The organism is Escherichia whittamii, assembly GCF_014836715.1.
Classification (GTDB): domain Bacteria; phylum Pseudomonadota; class Gammaproteobacteria; order Enterobacterales; family Enterobacteriaceae; genus Escherichia; species Escherichia whittamii.
Map to the genome: position 1 here is coordinate 16,077 of NZ_JACSQI010000006.1, position 16,550 is coordinate 32,626.

Annotated in this window: 11 protein-coding genes; 5 read left to right on the top strand and 6 right to left on the bottom strand. The window is 53.2% G+C overall.

Annotation, left to right across the window (positions count from 1 at the left end):
- Positions 1–7: 7 nt before the first annotated feature.
- Entirely contained in the window at positions 8–1,012 is a 1,005-nt protein-coding gene (argC, locus tag H9644_RS11055; RefSeq protein ID WP_191774576.1) for an N-acetyl-gamma-glutamyl-phosphate reductase, read from the bottom strand.
- Between the two features lie 153 nt (positions 1,013–1,165).
- Here argC and argE point away from each other — a divergent pair, with 153 nt between their 5' ends.
- The 4 genes from argE (at position 1,166) to H9644_RS11075 (ending at position 8,791) form a co-directional block, all read left to right on the top strand.
- Positions 1,166–2,317: an acetylornithine deacetylase gene (gene argE, locus H9644_RS11060; RefSeq protein ID WP_191774578.1), complete on the top strand. Its 1,152-nt coding sequence runs from the start codon at positions 1,166–1,168 to the stop codon at positions 2,315–2,317.
- 842 nt (positions 2,318–3,159) lie between these two features.
- Complete coding sequence (gene ppc, locus H9644_RS11065) at positions 3,160–5,811, top strand: phosphoenolpyruvate carboxylase (protein ID WP_191774581.1); 2,652 nt, start codon at positions 3,160–3,162, stop codon at positions 5,809–5,811.
- Between the two features lie 180 nt (positions 5,812–5,991).
- Positions 5,992–7,725 carry a phosphoethanolamine transferase CptA gene (locus H9644_RS11070; protein WP_191774583.1) on the top strand — a complete coding sequence of 578 codons (1,734 nt, stop codon included), beginning with the start codon at positions 5,992–5,994 and terminating at the stop codon, positions 7,723–7,725.
- A gap of 214 nt (positions 7,726–7,939) precedes the next feature.
- Positions 7,940–8,791: an AraC family transcriptional regulator gene (locus H9644_RS11075; protein WP_191774585.1), complete on the top strand. Its 852-nt coding sequence runs from the start codon at positions 7,940–7,942 to the stop codon at positions 8,789–8,791.
- Here H9644_RS11075 and H9644_RS11080 read toward each other — a convergent pair.
- Genes H9644_RS11080 through H9644_RS11100 form a run of 5 tightly spaced genes read right to left on the bottom strand, consistent with a single transcriptional unit; the run spans position 8,778 to position 13,730 of the window.
- Positions 8,778–9,119, bottom strand: coding sequence for a PTS fructose-like transporter subunit IIB (locus H9644_RS11080; protein WP_064530317.1), 342 nt, complete (start codon positions 9,117–9,119; stop codon positions 8,778–8,780). The genes H9644_RS11075 and H9644_RS11080 overlap by 14 nt on opposite strands.
- 1 nt (position 9,120) lies before the next feature.
- A complete protein-coding gene (locus H9644_RS11085; protein ID WP_105289397.1) occupies positions 9,121–9,999 on the bottom strand; it encodes a [formate-C-acetyltransferase]-activating enzyme in 879 nt (292 codons plus the stop codon).
- Positions 9,965–12,262: a formate C-acetyltransferase gene (locus H9644_RS11090; RefSeq protein WP_191774588.1), complete on the bottom strand. Its 2,298-nt coding sequence runs from the start codon at positions 12,260–12,262 to the stop codon at positions 9,965–9,967. Before H9644_RS11090 ends, H9644_RS11085 begins: the two co-directional genes overlap by 35 nt.
- A gap of 53 nt (positions 12,263–12,315) precedes the next feature.
- Positions 12,316–12,636 carry a PTS fructose-like transporter subunit IIB gene (locus H9644_RS11095; protein WP_105289399.1) on the bottom strand — a complete coding sequence of 107 codons (321 nt, stop codon included), beginning with the start codon at positions 12,634–12,636 and terminating at the stop codon, positions 12,316–12,318.
- 14 nt (positions 12,637–12,650) lie between these two features.
- Complete coding sequence (locus tag H9644_RS11100) at positions 12,651–13,730, bottom strand: PTS fructose transporter subunit EIIC (protein WP_064530313.1); 1,080 nt, start codon at positions 13,728–13,730, stop codon at positions 12,651–12,653.
- A 308-nt stretch (positions 13,731–14,038) separates the two neighbouring features.
- Here H9644_RS11100 and ptsP point away from each other — a divergent pair, with 308 nt between their 5' ends.
- Positions 14,039–16,540, top strand: coding sequence for a phosphoenolpyruvate--protein phosphotransferase (gene ptsP / locus H9644_RS11105; RefSeq protein ID WP_191774590.1), 2,502 nt, complete (start codon positions 14,039–14,041; stop codon positions 16,538–16,540).
- The last annotated feature ends 10 nt before the right edge of the window (positions 16,541–16,550 follow it).

Genomic DNA, 16,550 nt, shown 5'->3' on the forward strand with positions numbered 1-16,550 from the left:
TGCACCCTTAAATAAGAGACTGCGTTTGGGCATAGCCGAAACGAATATTGGCGCACTGTATTGCTTGCGCCGCCGCACCTTTCAATAAGTTATCTTCGGTCGCCACGATAATCAGGTGCTCGCCCTGCACGGCAAACCCGATATCGCAGAACGGCAGCCCGACGACATTTTTCAGCGCAGGAACGCCTTTGTCATACAGTCGCACCAGCGGTTGATGCGCATACGCCTGCTGTAATGCCTGCGCCACTTGCGCTTGGTTCACGCCAGGCTTCAGGCGGCAAGTAATGGTTTCCAGAATGCCGCGCGGGAAATTGCCCAGATGCGGGGTAAAAATCACGTCAGCACCAAGATGCGTGGCGATCTCCGGCTGATGGCGATGGGTAAAGACACCGTATGGTTGCAGGCTAACTTCGCAAAAGCTGTTTGAAATTGCCGCTTTACGTCCTGCACCGCTCACACCACTGGTGGCGTTGATGACCGGCCACTGACTGAGATCAAGAAGATCGGCGTCAATTAACGGTTTCAGCGCCAGTTGTGCCGCCGTCGGATAACAGCCCGGCACCGCAATCAAGTTCGCTTCTTTTAATTTATTGCCGCACCACTCCGCCAGCCCATAAGCCGCCTGCTCAAGCAGTTCCGGGTATTGATGGGTAAAGCCGTAATATTTTTCATAGAAGGCAGCGTCGTTAACGCGAAACGCGCCGGAAAGGTCGAACACCACACAGCCCGCTTCAAGAAATTGTGGCGCTAAATCGTGGCTAACTTCATGGGCGGTGGCGAGAAACACCACGTCCACTCCTGGGCTAAACTCGCTGATATCCGACATCGGCTGCAACGGCAGATCAACGATGCCTTTGAGCTGCGGATGCAAATCGGAGATTAACTTTCCCGCATCATTGCTTTGCGCTGAGACAGTCAAAGCGGTTATGTTCATATGCGGATGGCGATTTACATAGGTCACTAGCTCTGCGCCAGCGTAACCGCTGGCACCCACAATCAGCGTATTCAACATCGGGGCTATTCACCTTCTTATGTCTGGTTGCCTGGTTAAACGTAAAACATTCACCTTACGGCTGGTGGGTTTTATTACGCTCAACGTTAGTGTATTTTTATTCACAATTACTGCATGAATATTGATACTATCATGACCAGAGGTGTGTCAACAATGAAAAACAAATTACCGCCATTTATCGAGATTTACCGCGCTCTGATTGCCACACCTTCAATAAGCGCTACGGAAGAGGCACTCGATCAAAGTAATGCAGATTTAATCACTCTGCTGGCGGGCTGGTTTAAAGATTTGGGCTTCAATGTGGAAGTGCAGCCCGTGCCAGGAACTCGCAACAAATTTAATATGCTGGCAAGTTGCGGACAGGGGGCTGGCGGCCTACTGCTGGCCGGTCATACCGATACTGTACCGTTTGATGATGGGCGTTGGACGCGCGATCCGTTTACGCTGACGGAACATGACGGCAAGCTTTACGGCTTGGGCACCGCCGACATGAAAGGCTTCTTTGCGTTTATCCTCGATGCGCTACGCGATGTCGACGTCACGAAGCTTGCAAAACCGCTCTACATTCTGGCGACTGCCGATGAAGAAACCAGTATGGCAGGAGCGCGTTATTTTGCCGAAACCACCGCCCTGCGCCCGGATTGCGCCATCATTGGCGAACCAACATCGCTGCAACCGGTACGCGCACATAAAGGCCACATCTCTAATGCCATTCGCATTATGGGTCAGTCGGGCCACTCCAGCGATCCGTCGCGCGGTGTTAACGCTATCGAACTAATGCACGATGCCATCGGCCATATTTTGCAATTGCGCGATAACCTGAAAGAACGCTATCACTATGAAGCGTTTACAGTGCCGTATCCCACACTCAACCTCGGGCATATTCACGGCGGTGACGCCTCTAACCGTATTTGCGCTTGTTGTGAATTGCATATGGATATTCGCCCGCTGCCTGGCATGACGCTCAGTGAACTTAACGGCTTGCTCAACGACGCGCTGGCGCCGGTGAGCGAACGCTGGCCGGGTCGTCTGACGGTCGAAGAGCTGCACCCACCGATCCCAGGCTATGAATGCCCGCCGAACCACCAACTGGTTGAAGTGGTTGAGAAATTACTCGGCGCGCAGACCGAAGTGGTGAACTACTGTACCGAGGCGCCGTTTATTCAGACGTTATGCCCGACGCTGGTGTTGGGTCCCGGCTCAATTAATCAGGCCCATCAACCAGATGAATATCTGGAGACGCGTTTTATTAAGCCCACCCGTGAGCTGATCACCCAGGTAATTCACCATTTCTGCTGGCATTAAAACGTAGGCTGGATAAGGCGCTCGCGCCGCATCCGGTACTGTTGCCAAACTCCAGTGCCGCAATAATGTCGGATGCGATGCTTGCGCATCTTATCCGACCTACAGTGACTCAAACGATGCCCAACCGTAGGCCGGATAAGGCGTTTACGCCGCATCCGGCACTGTTGCCAAACTCCGGTGCCACAATAATGTCGGATGCGATGCTTGCGCATCTTATCCGACCTACAGTGACTCAAACGATGTCCAACCGTAGGCCGGATAAGGCGTTTACGCCGCATCCGGCACTGTCGCCAAACTCCGGTGCCACAATAATGTCGGATGCGATGCTTACGCATCTTATCCGACCTACAGTGACTCAAACGATGCCCAACCGTAGGCCGGATAAGGCGTTTACGCCACATCCGGCACCGTTGTCAAACGCCAGCGCCACAATAATGTCGGATGCGATGCTTACGCATCTTATCCGACCTACAGTGACTCAAACGATACCCAACCGTAGGCCGGATAAGGCGTTTACGCCGCATCCGGCACTGTTGCCAAACTCCAGTGCCACAATAATGTCGGATGCGATGCTTACGCATCTTATCCGACCTACACCTTTGGTGTTATGTATGGCGATTTTTTAACATTTCCATAAGTTACGCTTATTTTATCCGTCGTGAATTTAATGGCGTAAATTCCTGCTATTTATTCGTTTGCTGAAGCGATTTCGCAGCATTTGACGTCACCGCTTTTACGTGGCTTTATAAAAGACGACGAAAAGCAAAGCCCGAGCATATTCGCGCCAATGCGACGTGAAGGATACCGGGCTTCAAACAATAAGATAGGGTGTCTGGGGTTATATGAACGAACAATATTCCGCATTGCGTAGTAATGTCAGTATGCTCGGCAAAGTGCTGGGAGAAACCATCAAGGATGCGTTGGGAGAACACATTCTTGAACGCGTAGAAACTATCCGTAAGTTGTCCAAATCTTCACGCGCTGGCAATGACGCTAACCGCCAGGAGTTACTCACCACCTTACAAAATTTGTCGAACGACGAGCTGCTGCCCGTTGCGCGTGCGTTTAGTCAGTTCCTGAATCTGGCCAACACTGCCGAGCAATACCACAGCATTTCGCCGAAAGGCGAGGCTGCCAGCAATCCGGAAGTGATCGCCCGCACCCTGCGTAAACTGAAAAACCAGCCGGAACTGAGCGAAGACACCATCAAAAAAGCGGTGGAATCATTGTCGCTGGAGCTGGTTCTCACTGCGCACCCTACCGAAATTACCCGTCGGACACTGATCCACAGAATGGTGGAAGTGAACGCCTGCTTAAAACAGCTCGATAACAAAGATATCGCCGACTACGAACACCACCAGCTGATGCGCCGCCTGCGCCAGTTGATAGCTCAGTCCTGGCATACTGATGAAATCCGTAAGCTGCGCCCAACTCCGGTTGATGAAGCAAAATGGGGCTTTGCCGTGGTGGAAAACAGCCTGTGGCAAGGCGTACCGAATTACCTGCGCGAACTGAACGAACAACTGGAAGAGAACCTCGGCTATAAGCTGCCAGTCGAATTTGTTCCGGTCCGTTTTACTTCGTGGATGGGCGGCGACCGCGACGGCAACCCGAACGTCACCGCCGACATCACCCGCCATGTCCTGCTGCTCAGTCGCTGGAAAGCCACCGACCTGTTCCTGAAAGATATTCAGATTCTGGTATCTGAACTGTCGATGGTTGAAGCCACCCCAGAACTGCTGGCTCTGGTTGGCGAAGAAGGTGCCGCAGAACCATATCGCTATCTGATGAAAAACCTGCGTTCTCGCCTGATGGCGACACAGGCCTGGCTGGAAGCGCGTCTGAAAGGCGAAGAACTGCCGAAGCCGGAAGGTCTGCTGACGCAGAACGAAGAACTGTGGGAACCGCTCTACGCTTGTTACCAGTCACTTCAGGCGTGTGGCATGGGCATTATTGCTAACGGCGATCTGCTCGACACCCTGCGCCGCGTGAAATGTTTCGGTGTACCGCTGGTGCGTATTGATATTCGCCAGGAGAGCACTCGTCATACCGAAGCGCTAGGCGAGCTAACTCGCTATCTCGGCATTGGCGACTACGAAAGCTGGTCAGAGGCCGACAAGCAGGCATTCCTGATCCGCGAACTGAACTCCAAACGCCCGCTTCTGCCGCGCAACTGGCAACCAAGCCCCGAAACGCGCGAAGTGCTTGATACCTGTCAGGTGATTGCTGAAGCGCCGCAAGGCTCTATTGCCGCCTACGTGATCTCGATGGCGAAAACGCCGTCCGACGTACTGGCCGTCCACCTGCTGCTGAAAGAAGCGGGTATTGGATTTGCGATGCCGGTCGCACCGCTGTTTGAAACTCTCGATGACCTGAACAACGCCAACGATGTCATGACCCAACTGCTGAATATCGACTGGTATCGCGGTCTGATTCAGGGCAAACAGATGGTGATGATTGGTTATTCTGACTCAGCGAAAGATGCGGGCGTGATGGCTGCCTCCTGGGCGCAATATCAGGCACAGGACGCGTTAATCAAAACCTGCGAAAAAGCGGGTATTGAACTGACGTTGTTCCACGGTCGCGGCGGTTCCATTGGTCGCGGTGGCGCACCGGCCCATGCGGCGCTGCTGTCGCAACCGCCGGGAAGCCTGAAAGGCGGCCTGCGTGTAACCGAGCAGGGCGAGATGATCCGCTTCAAATACGGTCTGCCGGAAATCACGGTCAGCAGCCTGTCGCTGTATACCGGGGCGATCCTGGAAGCTAACCTGCTACCACCGCCAGAGCCGAAAGAGAGCTGGCGTCGCATTATGGATGAACTGTCGGTCATTTCTTGCGATCTCTACCGTGGCTACGTGCGTGAAAACAAAGACTTTGTCCCTTACTTCCGCTCCGCTACGCCAGAACAGGAATTGGGTAAACTGCCGTTAGGTTCACGCCCGGCGAAACGTCGCCCAACCGGCGGCGTCGAGTCCCTGCGCGCTATTCCGTGGATTTTTGCCTGGACACAAAACCGTCTGATGCTCCCAGCCTGGCTGGGCGCGGGTACGGCGCTGCAAAAAGTGGTGGAAGATGGCAAACAGAGCGAACTGGAAGCTATGTGCCGCGACTGGCCGTTCTTCTCAACGCGTCTGGGAATGCTGGAAATGGTCTTCGCCAAAGCAGACCTGTGGCTGGCGGAATACTATGACCAACGCCTGGTCGACAAAGCCCTGTGGCCGTTAGGTAAAGAGTTACGCAATCTGCAAGAAGAAGACATCAAAGTGGTGCTGGCAATTGCCAACGATTCCCATCTGATGGCCGATCTGCCGTGGATTGCCGAGTCTATTCAGCTACGGAATATATACACTGACCCGCTGAACGTACTGCAGGCAGAGTTACTGCATCGTTCGCGCCAGGCAGAAAAAGAAGGACAGGAGCCGGATCCCCGCGTCGAACAAGCGTTGATGGTCACTATTGCCGGAATTGCGGCAGGCATGCGTAATACTGGCTAACCTCCCTCCTCTATCAACCCTCGTGCAATAGCGCGAGGGTTTTCTGAAATACTTCTGTTCTAACACCTTCGTTTTCAATATATTTCTGTCTGCATTTCACCCAGATTCTGGATATCCCTTCAGATATCCTTAAGGTTTTGTCCTTACATTCGGCGCTATTATCCAAAACGGGTTCTTACTATGCATTCCACTGAAGTCCAGACTAAACCCATTTTTAGCTGGAAAGCCCTGGGTTGGGCACTGCTCTACTTTTGGTTTTTCTCTACCCTGTTACAGGCCATTATCTACATCAGCGGCTACAGCGGCACCAACGGCATGCGCGACTCTCTGCTGTTCAGTTCGCTGTGGTTGATCCCGGTATTCCTCTTTCCGAAGCGGATTAAAATTATCGCAGCGGTGATCGGCGTAATTCTGTGGGCAGCCTCTCTGGCAGCGTTGTGTTACTACGTCATCTACGGTCAGGAGTTCTCGCAAAGCGTTCTGTTTGTGATGTTTGAAACCAACACCAACGAAGCCAGCGAGTACTTAAGCCAATATTTCAGCCTGAAGATTGTGCTTATTGCCCTGGCCTATACGGCGGTGGCCGTGCTGCTGTGGACGCGCCTGCGCCCGGTCTATATTCCAAAGCCGTGGCGTTATATCGTCTCTTTTGCCCTGCTTTATGGTTTGATTCTGCACCCTATCGCCATGAACACGTTTATCAAACACAAGCCGTTTGAGAAAACGTTGGATAATCTGGCATCACGCATGGAACCTGCTGCGCCGTGGCAATTTTTGACCGGTTATTATCAGTATCGTCAGCAACTTAACTCACTGACGAAGCTACTGAATGAAAATAACGCATTACCGCCGCTGGCTAATTTCAAAGACAAATCGGGTAACGAACCGCGCACCTTAGTGCTGGTGATTGGCGAATCGACCCAGCGTGGACGCATGAGCTTATATGGCTATCCGCGTGAAACCACGCCGGAACTGGATGCGCTGCATAAAACCGATCCGAATCTGACCGTGTTTAATAACGTGGTCACATCGCGTCCGTACACCATTGAAATCCTGCAACAGGCGCTGACCTTTGCCAACGAAAAGAACCCGGACCTGTATCTGACACAGCCGTCGCTGATGAACATGATGAAACAGGCAGGTTATAAAACCTTCTGGATAACCAACCAGCAGACGATGACTGCCCGCAACACCATGCTGACGGTATTTTCGCGCCAGACCGACAAGCAGTACTACATGAACCAGCAACGTACGCAAAGTGCGCGTGAATACGACACTAACGTGCTGAAGCCATTCCAGGAAGTGCTGAAAGACCCGGCACCGAAGAAACTGATCATCGTTCATCTGCTGGGTACGCACATCAAATACAAATACCGTTACCCGGAAAATCAGGGCAAGTTTGATGGCAATACCGATCATGTGCCGCCGGGATTAAGCGCAGAAGAGCTGGAGTCGTATAACGATTACGACAACGCTAACCTGTATAACGATCACGTGGTTGCCAGCCTGATTAAAGACTTTAAGGCTGCAGACCCGAACGGTTTTCTGGTTTACTTCTCTGACCACGGTGAAGAGGTTTACGACACGCCTCCACACAAAACTCAGGGACGTAACGAAGACAACCCAACGCGCCATATGTACACCATTCCATTCCTGCTGTGGACTTCAGACAAATGGCAGGCGACTCATCCGCGTGATTTCTCGCAGGATGTTGATCGTAAATACAGCCTGGCGGAACTGATCCACACCTGGTCAGATTTGGCGGGCTTATCTTACGACGGTTACGATCCAACCCGTTCGGTGGTGAACCCGCAGTTCAAAGAAACCACCCGCTGGATTGGTAACCCGTATAAGAAAAATGCGCTGATCGATTACGACACTCTGCCGTATGGCGATCAGGTGGGTAATCAGTAATTATCTACCTGGTGCTATTTGCCGGATGCGACGCTTGACGTGTCTTATCCGGCCTACAAATCGCGGCGATACGCCGGATAAGGCGTTTACGCCGCATCCGGCAATACAACTGCCGCAATGTTTACATCGAACTCCCATCAGGCCACACTTTTCAGGTGGCCTTTTTTCATAATGCCAGTTACTGTTTTCCCGTCTACATACCTAAGGGAATAACATGTATCACGACGTCAACTATCTGCTTTCCCACCTGATAAACGGCCCGCTGTCGCTGCACCAGATTTACTTTGCCAGCAGCAATGGTCTGGTCCCCGATCTCGCATATCAGGTCGATTTTCCACGGCTGGAAATTGTGCTGGAAGGTGAATTTTTTGATACTGGCGCTGGTGCAACGTTAGTTCCCGGCGATGTACTGTACGTTCCCGCTGGCGGCTGGAACTTCCCACAATGGCAAACACCCGCCACCACCTTTAGCGTGTTATTTGGTAAACAGCAACTCGGTTTCAGCGTCGTGCAATGGGATGGCAAGCAATATCAAAACCTGGCAAAGCAGCACGTCGCCCGACGCGGTCCACGCATTGGTTCTTTCCTGCTACAAACGCTCAATGAAATGCAAATGCAGCCGCAGGAACAGCAAACGGCCAGGCTTATCGTCACCAGTCTACTTAGCCACTGCCGTGATTTGCTCGGCAGCCAAATCCAGACTGCTTCACGCAGCCAGGCACTATTTGAAGCGATTCGTGATTATATCGATGAACGCTATGCCTCCGCGCTCACCCGCGAATCTGTCGCGCAGGCGTTCTACATTTCGCCCAATTACCTCTCTCACCTGTTTCAAAAAACGGGGGCCATTGGCTTTAACGAATACCTGAATCACACGCGGCTGGAACATGCTAAGACGTTGCTAAAAGGATATGACCTGAAGGTAAAAGAAGTGGCGCACGCCTGTGGCTTTGTCGACAGCAACTACTTCTGCCGTCTGTTTCGTAAAAACACCGAACGCTCTCCGTCGGAGTATCGTCGGCAGTACCACAGCCAGTTAACGGAAAAACCGACTACTCCAGAATAATATGAGTTTGCTGCGGTGCAGAAAGCACTTTGCGTACCGCGCTCATTACCCGCTGCGGCTCACGCAGAAAAGCGTAGATACCACATTGCACATAGCGACAGTGCTCAAATCGCTCGGCACCGGAAAGCTCAATATCCGTAATCAACAACGCGACATCCGCCCGACGAATATCCTCGTCCGCTAAACGATTCTCCGTTCCCAGCGCGCCCTGAGTTTCGATGCTGACGCCCCACTTCTCTAGCTGGCATAACTTTTCCAGCCGCTCTGCCGCCATATAAGTATGCGCCACGCCGCTCACGCAGGCGGTTACTGCCACCAGGTATGCCATTTTAACCTCCCACGGTAACCTCAAATCCGGCCCGTTCTGCCATTTCGCGCATCGTTGCCACATCGGCTGACGACGGCGCAGAAACCTCTTTCATTGACCATGTTTTCCCCAGCAGGCGGTATTTCGGTTCGCCGTACTGATGAAACGGCAACAGGTGGATCTGCCTGATATTCAGCGGGATCAGCACGTCCAGCGCCTGCTGCATATTCTCTCTGCTGAGGGTATAACCTGGAATGAGCGGCAATCGCGGGATCACGTTGACACCTTCGCTTACCAATAAACGCAAATTCTCCAGTACGCGTGGCAGGTTCATCTTCACCACATCCCGCGCCTGAGTCGCGTCCATAATTTTTAAATCGAACAACACTTCATCGCACAATTTTGCCAGCGGTAACAGTTTGCTGGCAGGCGCGTCTCCGGCTGTTTCGATGGCACATGACACGCCCCACAGCCGAAGTCGCTGTAAAAAACGGGTCGCAAATTCCACCTGCATTAACACTTCGCCGCCAGAAAGCGTGACGCCGCCGCCGGACGTGCGAAAGAAAATGTCATCTTTCATCACTTCCCGCTCCAGCGCGTCGAGGCTGATATCGCGGCCAATGCGTTCAAACGCGCCGGACGGGCATTCATCCGCATCGCGCAAACATTTTGCGCAGTGCAGACATTTCGCCTCTCTGCGCACCGTCTGAATTTTGCCGGAGATCGACTCCGGATTAGCACACCACGGGCAAAGATGCGGGCAGCCTTTAAAAAAGACCACCGTGCGGATGCCCTCGCCGTCATTCAGTGAATAACGCTGAATGTTGAAAATGCGCGCCACATCATCGCGGCGCGTTTCCACAACGTTACAGCTGATGCGCTGTCCGGCGGATGATGTCATCCTGGATCTCCTTCGACAGTTCGACAAAGAAGGCGCTGTATCCGGCAACGCGCACCACCAGCCCGGCATAGTCCTGTGGGCGCAACTGAGCTTCTCGCAACGTGTCGGCATTCACCACGTTAAACTGAATATGCTGCAACTTAAGCTGGGTAAATGCCCGTAAGAAGTCGGCTAGTTTGCGTAATCCCGCTTCTCCTTCCAGGGTCGCCGGAGTGAATTTCACGTTCAGTAATGTACCGTTAGAAAGCAGCGTGTTATCGAGCTTACTGACAGATTTCAGTACCGCCGTTGGCCCTTGTGCGTCCTGGCCCAGCATGGGTGACAAGCCGCCGTCTGCCAGTTGTTCCCCGGCAAAACGACCGTCTGGCGTCGCGCCAACCACCGATCCCAACGGGACGTGAGCAGAAACGGTATACGACCCCGGCGTGAAGTAGCCGCCGCGCGGGTTCTGGTATTTTTCCACTTCTTTGCAGTAGTGACGCAATAGTTCGGCGCTGATGTTATCCACCTCGTCGATATCGTTGCCGTATTTCTCAAAGCGGTTAATTAAGCGAGCGCGCACTTTTTCGCCTTCTGGCGTTGCGAAGTTGGCTTTTAATACCGACAGTAATTCGTCAAAACTTAAACGCTGTTGATCAAAAACCATCCCTTTCAACGCATGGAGAGAATCGCTCAGGTTAGCGATACCGATCCCCTGTACGCCGGAGAAGTTATAACGCGCGCCGCCATCGGTAATATCGCGGCCTTTTTCCAGACAATCGCTGATAAACGACGAGAGCAGCGGTACAGGCGCCCAGTCACGGTGACCGATATCGCAAATATTGCTGCCTTCAACCATCAGGGTGATGTAGTGGCTGATCTTGGCGCGGATCTGCTCCAGCAAATCTTCATAACTCAGCGCGGCATTGCCTTCATTTTCATGCAGACAGATTTCCATCACTTTCAGCAGGTTAAACATTGCAATGTCGTGCAGACCGTAGGTTCTGCCAGGAATAGACAACTCCACGCAACCGACCACGGAATAGTCGCGCGCATCTTCGAGCGAAACGCCACGGTTGAGGAACGCTGGCACCACGACTTCATCATTGAAGATTTGCGGAATACCGGTGCCGAGGCGGATGGTTTCTGCAGTTTTCATCAGGAACGGCATGTCGATCAAGGCGTTAGTGCGCACACCCAGGTTCGGTTGCGGTAATTGCACGCTTTGATAGGCGTCGAGGCAGAGGAACGAAAGCACGTTCACCGCACTACGTCCGTTTTCCGTTAAACCGCCGAGCAGTGCGGTATAACCAGTTGGGAATCCTGCGAAATAACGCGCGCTACTGGTAGAGCGTAACAGCACGATGTCGTTGCATTTCACCCATAAAGATTCGAGCAGTTCTTTCAGGAACGCAGGATCTTCCCCCTGGGTTAATGATGCCTGATAGAACGGCAACATGTACTGGTCGAAGCGTCCTAACGACAGCGAACTGGCGTTGGATTCGTATTGCAGAATGATGTTCATGTACCAGAACAACTGGCACGCCTGCCAGAACGTCTGCGGCTTATGTTGCGCGTTATGGCGGGAGATCTCCGCAATAGTCAACAGTTCTTCACGACGCTGGGCATCTGTGCAGTTTGCCGCCATCGTTTCTGCCAGTTCGGCGTAACGCAAAATGTGTTTCTGCGAAGCTTCGAGCAATAACAGCGCCGCCTGATAAAAGTGATTCTCCGGTTGTTGCTGACAATGTTGCTGCATCTGCGCCACCAGCTCACCCAGCCCGTGATTCAGCAGGCGCGGATAATCAATAATGATATGCCCCTGGCCTTTATCCGTCTGGTTGATGCTGAAAATCTGCGTGCTGGTCGCGGCTTTTACTTCATCCGTCATCTGCCCGTTGATGAAATCTTTCATCGAACGTTTTTCCCAGTACGGGAACAACTCTTCGCGGTAGATACGTTTGTCTTCTTCGCTAATAGCGAAACGGTCCTGCGGACGCGTCGGGAACTGGTCCAACTCTTTCAGCAACCAGTAAGGGTCCATTTCGGGCGACATAATCCCGGCGCGCGGTTTTACGGTGCGGTTCCCGGCAATCAGTTCTTCATCACGAATCGAAATTTCAACGTGTTCCAGGATATACGCTGTGGCTTTTGCCCGACGAATAATTACCGGTTCGCCTTCGGTTTGCTTATGGCTGGCGGTATAAAGCAGCGCCCGCTCCAGCGAGATTTCACGGGTATTGGCAAACAGCGCAGTTTTAAGGCGAGAGATACGATTCGTCATGAGGAACTCCTGTAGGGGAAAAACAAGCCCGCCGTTTCAGGCGGGCTAAAAACTTAAGCAGTCTGTGCCAGATGGGCTTCGATTTTGTTCATAATGGCTTCAGCGCGTTTTACCGCGTCGCTGATGTTGACACGCACGATAGTCTTGCCTGCAAAACGCTCTTCAAACTTGATCCCGATATCTTTGGTCAGAATCACCATATCGGCACTTTCTACGTCTTCAGCGGTCAGTTCATTTTCCAGACCGATCGAGCCCTGGGTTTCTACTTTCACTTCCCAGCCTTTCGCTTTCGCGGCGCTTTCCAGCGCCTCTGCCGCCATATAGGTATGGGCAACACCTGAAGGACATGCGGTTACTGCAATAATTTTCGTCATGGCTCGTTCCTCAATTAATTAATTTCAAAATCCAGTTCCAGGTCGTCTTCCTTCTCAGCAGTCGAAGACCCATTTTTACGCGCCAGACTTTTCAGCACGTTTACGCAGATTGCCGTTGCTACAGCCCCGACAGCCACTGCTGCGATGTACCCCAGCTTGCCGTCAACCACCGGCAGCACAATCAGACCACCCCAGCCTGCATAGCACTGCGCACCGACCATTGCTGCAGTCACCGTGCCACAGACAGTCCCCACCATAATGGAAGGAATGACACGCAACGGATCGGCCGCAGCGAAAGGAATCGCCCCTTCGGTGACGCCAACACAGCCCATTACCAGTGCCGCTTTACCGGTTTCACGCTCTTCCGCAGAGAAATTTTTGCGGCCAATTAGCGTCGCCAGCCCCATACCCAGCGGTGGAACACAGATCCCCACGGCAGCAATGGCCACCACGGTATAAACGCCCTGAGCAACGCAAATCAGCATGAACGCATAGGCCACTTTATTCACCGGACCGCCCATATCGAACGCCAGCATCAGTCCCATGATCACCGCCAGCATAACAATGCTGCCCTGCTGCATCCCCTGAAGCCACTGGGTCAGACTATTGGTCAACGCACCCACCGGCTCGCCCAGCCCCCACATCATGACGCCTGCGGTAATCAGTGTGCCGACGATCGGAATGATGAAGATGGGCATGACAGAGCGCAAAACTTTATGCACCGGAATTTTCTTCAGGTAATGCACCACGATACCGCCGATAATTCCGGCGATCAGCGCGCCAAAGAAGCCCGCACCAAAGCTGTTACCAACCCAGGCACCGATAGCGCACGGGGCCAGCGCAGAGCGTTCTGCAATGGAATAACCGATGTACGCCGCGAGAAAAGGCACCATCAACGTCAAACCTGCAACACCGATATCAAACAGTTTTTTCAGATTCGGATCGGCTACGGCATCCGGCACCGCGCCCTTGCCGTACAACATGACGGAAACCGCCAGCAAAATACCGCCCGATACCACGAAGGGGATCATGTGTGAAACGCCCGTCATTAAGTGCTGACGGGTATTTTTCAGGATCTGCACCAACTCATTCATAAGTCGCTCCCAGGCTTACCCAAGCCTATGTCCATATTTTTGATGGGAGAAACAATAGGCAATAGCAAGCAGGTCAAACAGTGGATAAAAAGGCCATTTACTGGATTTTTGTAATGTCAGTACAAAAATGCGATCCGCCTCATAACTTGCGTTAACTCGGAATCATGCCGGAGTGGCGCGTCTTGTGAGACGCGTCGCAAATTGGCGGTTACATTACATTTGTCCAGCTTTTGGCAGATTTGTCACATGGCAGGCCGTTGCCATGCGCTCTTATCCTGTAAACAGAAAACCGTACCGGGAGAAAGGCAATGGCCCTGATTGTGGAATTTATTTGTGAGCTACCTAACGGCGTACATGCACGTCCGGCAAGCCACGTTGAAACGCTGTGTAATACTTTTTCATCACAGATTGAGTGGCATAACCTGCGCACCGATCGCAAGGGCAACGCCAAAAGCGCCCTGGCGCTGATTGGCACCGATACGCTGGTGGGCGATAACTGCCAGCTACTGATTTCCGGGGCAGACGAACAGGAAGCACACCAGCGTTTAAGCCAGTGGCTTCGCGATGAATTTCCCCACTGTGACGCGCCGCTGGCGGAAGTAAAATCTGACGAGCTGGAGCCGCTACCGGTTTCACTGACTAACCTGAATCCGCGTATCATCCGCGCCCGCACCGTATGTAGCGGCAGCGCAGGCGGCATTCTGACGCCGATTTCTTCTTTAGATCTCAACGCGCTGGGTCATCTTCCCGTCGCCAAAGACGTCGATGCAGAGCAATCCGCGCTGGAAAACGGCCTGACGCTGGTGATGAAAAACATTGAGTTTCGTCTGCTTGATAGCGACGGCGCCACCAGCGCGATTCTGGAAGCACATCGTTCGCTGGCAGGCGATACCTCTTTACGTCAGCACTTACTGGCGGGCGTCAGCGAGGGATTAAGCTGTGCCGAAGCGATTGTTGCCAGCGCGAACCACTTTTGTGAAGAGTTTGCCCGTTCCAGCAGCAGCTACCTGCAAGAGCGTGCACTGGATGTGCGCGACGTCTGCTTCCAGTTACTTCAGCAAATCTACGGCGAGCAACGCTTCCCGGCGCCAGGTAAACTGACACAGCCAGCCATTTGTATGGCCGATGAGCTGACCCCCAGCCAGTTCCTCGAACTGGATAAAAATCACCTCAAAGGTCTGTTGCTGAAAAGCGGCGGCACCACCTCACACACGGTGATTCTTGCCCGTTCGTTCAACATTCCGACGCTGGTTGGCGTAGATATCGATGCCCTTACCCCGTGGCAGCAGCAGACTATTTACATCGACGGCAACGCTGGGGTGATTGTGGTTGAGCCAGGGGAAGCCGTAGCACGCTACTATCAGCAAGAAGCCCGCGTGCAGGACGCACTGCGTGAGCAACAGCGTGTCTGGCTGACCCAACAAGCTCGCACTGCTGACGGTATCCGCATTGAAATTGCCGCTAACATCGCCCACTCTGTGGAAGCGCAGGCCGCGTTCGGCAATGGCGCGGAAGGCGTTGGTTTGTTCCGCACTGAAATGCTCTATATGGATCGCACCAGTGCACCGGGTGAAAGTGAGTTATACAACATTTTTTGTCAGGCGCTGGAATCCGCCAACGGGCGCAGCATTATTGTGCGTACTATGGACATTGGTGGCGACAAACCCGTTGATTATCTGAACATTCCCGCTGAGGCAAACCCGTTCCTCGGTTATCGCGCAGTGCGTATTTATGAAGAGTACGCGTCGTTGTTTACCACGCAGCTACGCTCGATCCTCCGTGCCTCCGCTCACGGCAGCCTGAAAATCATGATCCCGATGATCTCCTCAATGGAAGAGATCTTATGGGTGAAAGAAAAACTGGCGGAAGCCAAACAGCAACTGCGCAATGAGCACATTCCGTTTGATGAGAAGATCCAGCTCGGCATCATGCTGGAAGTTCCGTCGGTAATGTTCATCATCGATCAGTGCTGCGAAGAGATTGATTTCTTTAGTATCGGCAGTAACGACCTGACTCAGTATCTGCTGGCAGTGGATCGCGATAACGCCAAAGTGACCCGCCACTACAACAGCCTGAATCCGGCCTTCTTGCGGGCGCTCGATTACGCTGTGCAGGCAGTGCATCGCCAGGGCAAATGGATTGGTCTGTGCGGTGAACTGGGTGCGAAAGGTTCTGTGCTGCCGCTGCTGGTTGGCTTAGGGCTGGATGAACTTAGCATGAGCGCGCCATCGATTCCGGCAGCGAAAGCGCGGATGGCGCAACTTGATAGCCGCGAGTGCCGCCAGTTGCTCAACCAGGCAATGGCCTGCCGGACTTCGCTGGAAGTGGAGCATCTGCTGGCGCAGTTCCGTATGACGCAACAGGATGCGCCGCTGGTTACCGCCGAGTGCATTACGCTTGAAAGCGACTGGCGCAGCAAAGAAGAAGTGCTCAAAGGCATGACCGATAACCTACTGCTGGCGGGCCGCTGCCGCTATCCGCGTAAACTGGAAGCCGACTTGTGGGCGCGCGAGGCGGTTTTCTCTACCGGACTGGGCTTTAGTTTCGCCATTCCGCACAGCAAATCGGAACATATTGAGCAGTCCACCATCAGCGTCGCGCGTCTGCAAACGCCGGTGCGCTGGGGCGATGATGAGGCGCAATTCATCATTATGTTAACCCTGAACAAACACGCCGCGGGCGATCAGCATATGCGTATTTTCTCGCGCCTCGCTCGCCGCATCATGCATGAAGAATTCCGTAACGCGCTGGTTAACGCCGCCTCTGCCGACGCTATCGCCAGCCTGCTGCAACATGAACTGGAACTGTAAAAGGAAACAT

Excerpts from the sequence above, each read along its gene's own strand:
- argC (WP_191774576.1), bottom strand. The coding sequence starts at position 1,012 with ATGTTGAATACGCTGATTGTGGGTGCCAGCGGTTACGCTGGCGCAGAG.
- argE (WP_191774578.1), top strand. The coding sequence starts at position 1,166 with ATGAAAAACAAATTACCGCCATTTATCGAGATTTACCGCGCTCTGATT.
- ppc (WP_191774581.1), top strand. The coding sequence starts at position 3,160 with ATGAACGAACAATATTCCGCATTGCGTAGTAATGTCAGTATGCTCGGC.
- H9644_RS11070 (WP_191774583.1), top strand. The coding sequence starts at position 5,992 with ATGCATTCCACTGAAGTCCAGACTAAACCCATTTTTAGCTGGAAAGCC.
- H9644_RS11075 (WP_191774585.1), top strand. The coding sequence starts at position 7,940 with ATGTATCACGACGTCAACTATCTGCTTTCCCACCTGATAAACGGCCCG.
- H9644_RS11080 (WP_064530317.1), bottom strand. The coding sequence starts at position 9,119 with ATGGCATACCTGGTGGCAGTAACCGCCTGCGTGAGCGGCGTGGCGCAT.
- H9644_RS11085 (WP_105289397.1), bottom strand. The coding sequence starts at position 9,999 with ATGACATCATCCGCCGGACAGCGCATCAGCTGTAACGTTGTGGAAACG.
- H9644_RS11090 (WP_191774588.1), bottom strand. The coding sequence starts at position 12,262 with ATGACGAATCGTATCTCTCGCCTTAAAACTGCGCTGTTTGCCAATACC.
- H9644_RS11095 (WP_105289399.1), bottom strand. The coding sequence starts at position 12,636 with ATGACGAAAATTATTGCAGTAACCGCATGTCCTTCAGGTGTTGCCCAT.
- H9644_RS11100 (WP_064530313.1), bottom strand. The coding sequence starts at position 13,730 with ATGAATGAGTTGGTGCAGATCCTGAAAAATACCCGTCAGCACTTAATG.
- ptsP (WP_191774590.1), top strand. The coding sequence starts at position 14,039 with ATGGCCCTGATTGTGGAATTTATTTGTGAGCTACCTAACGGCGTACAT.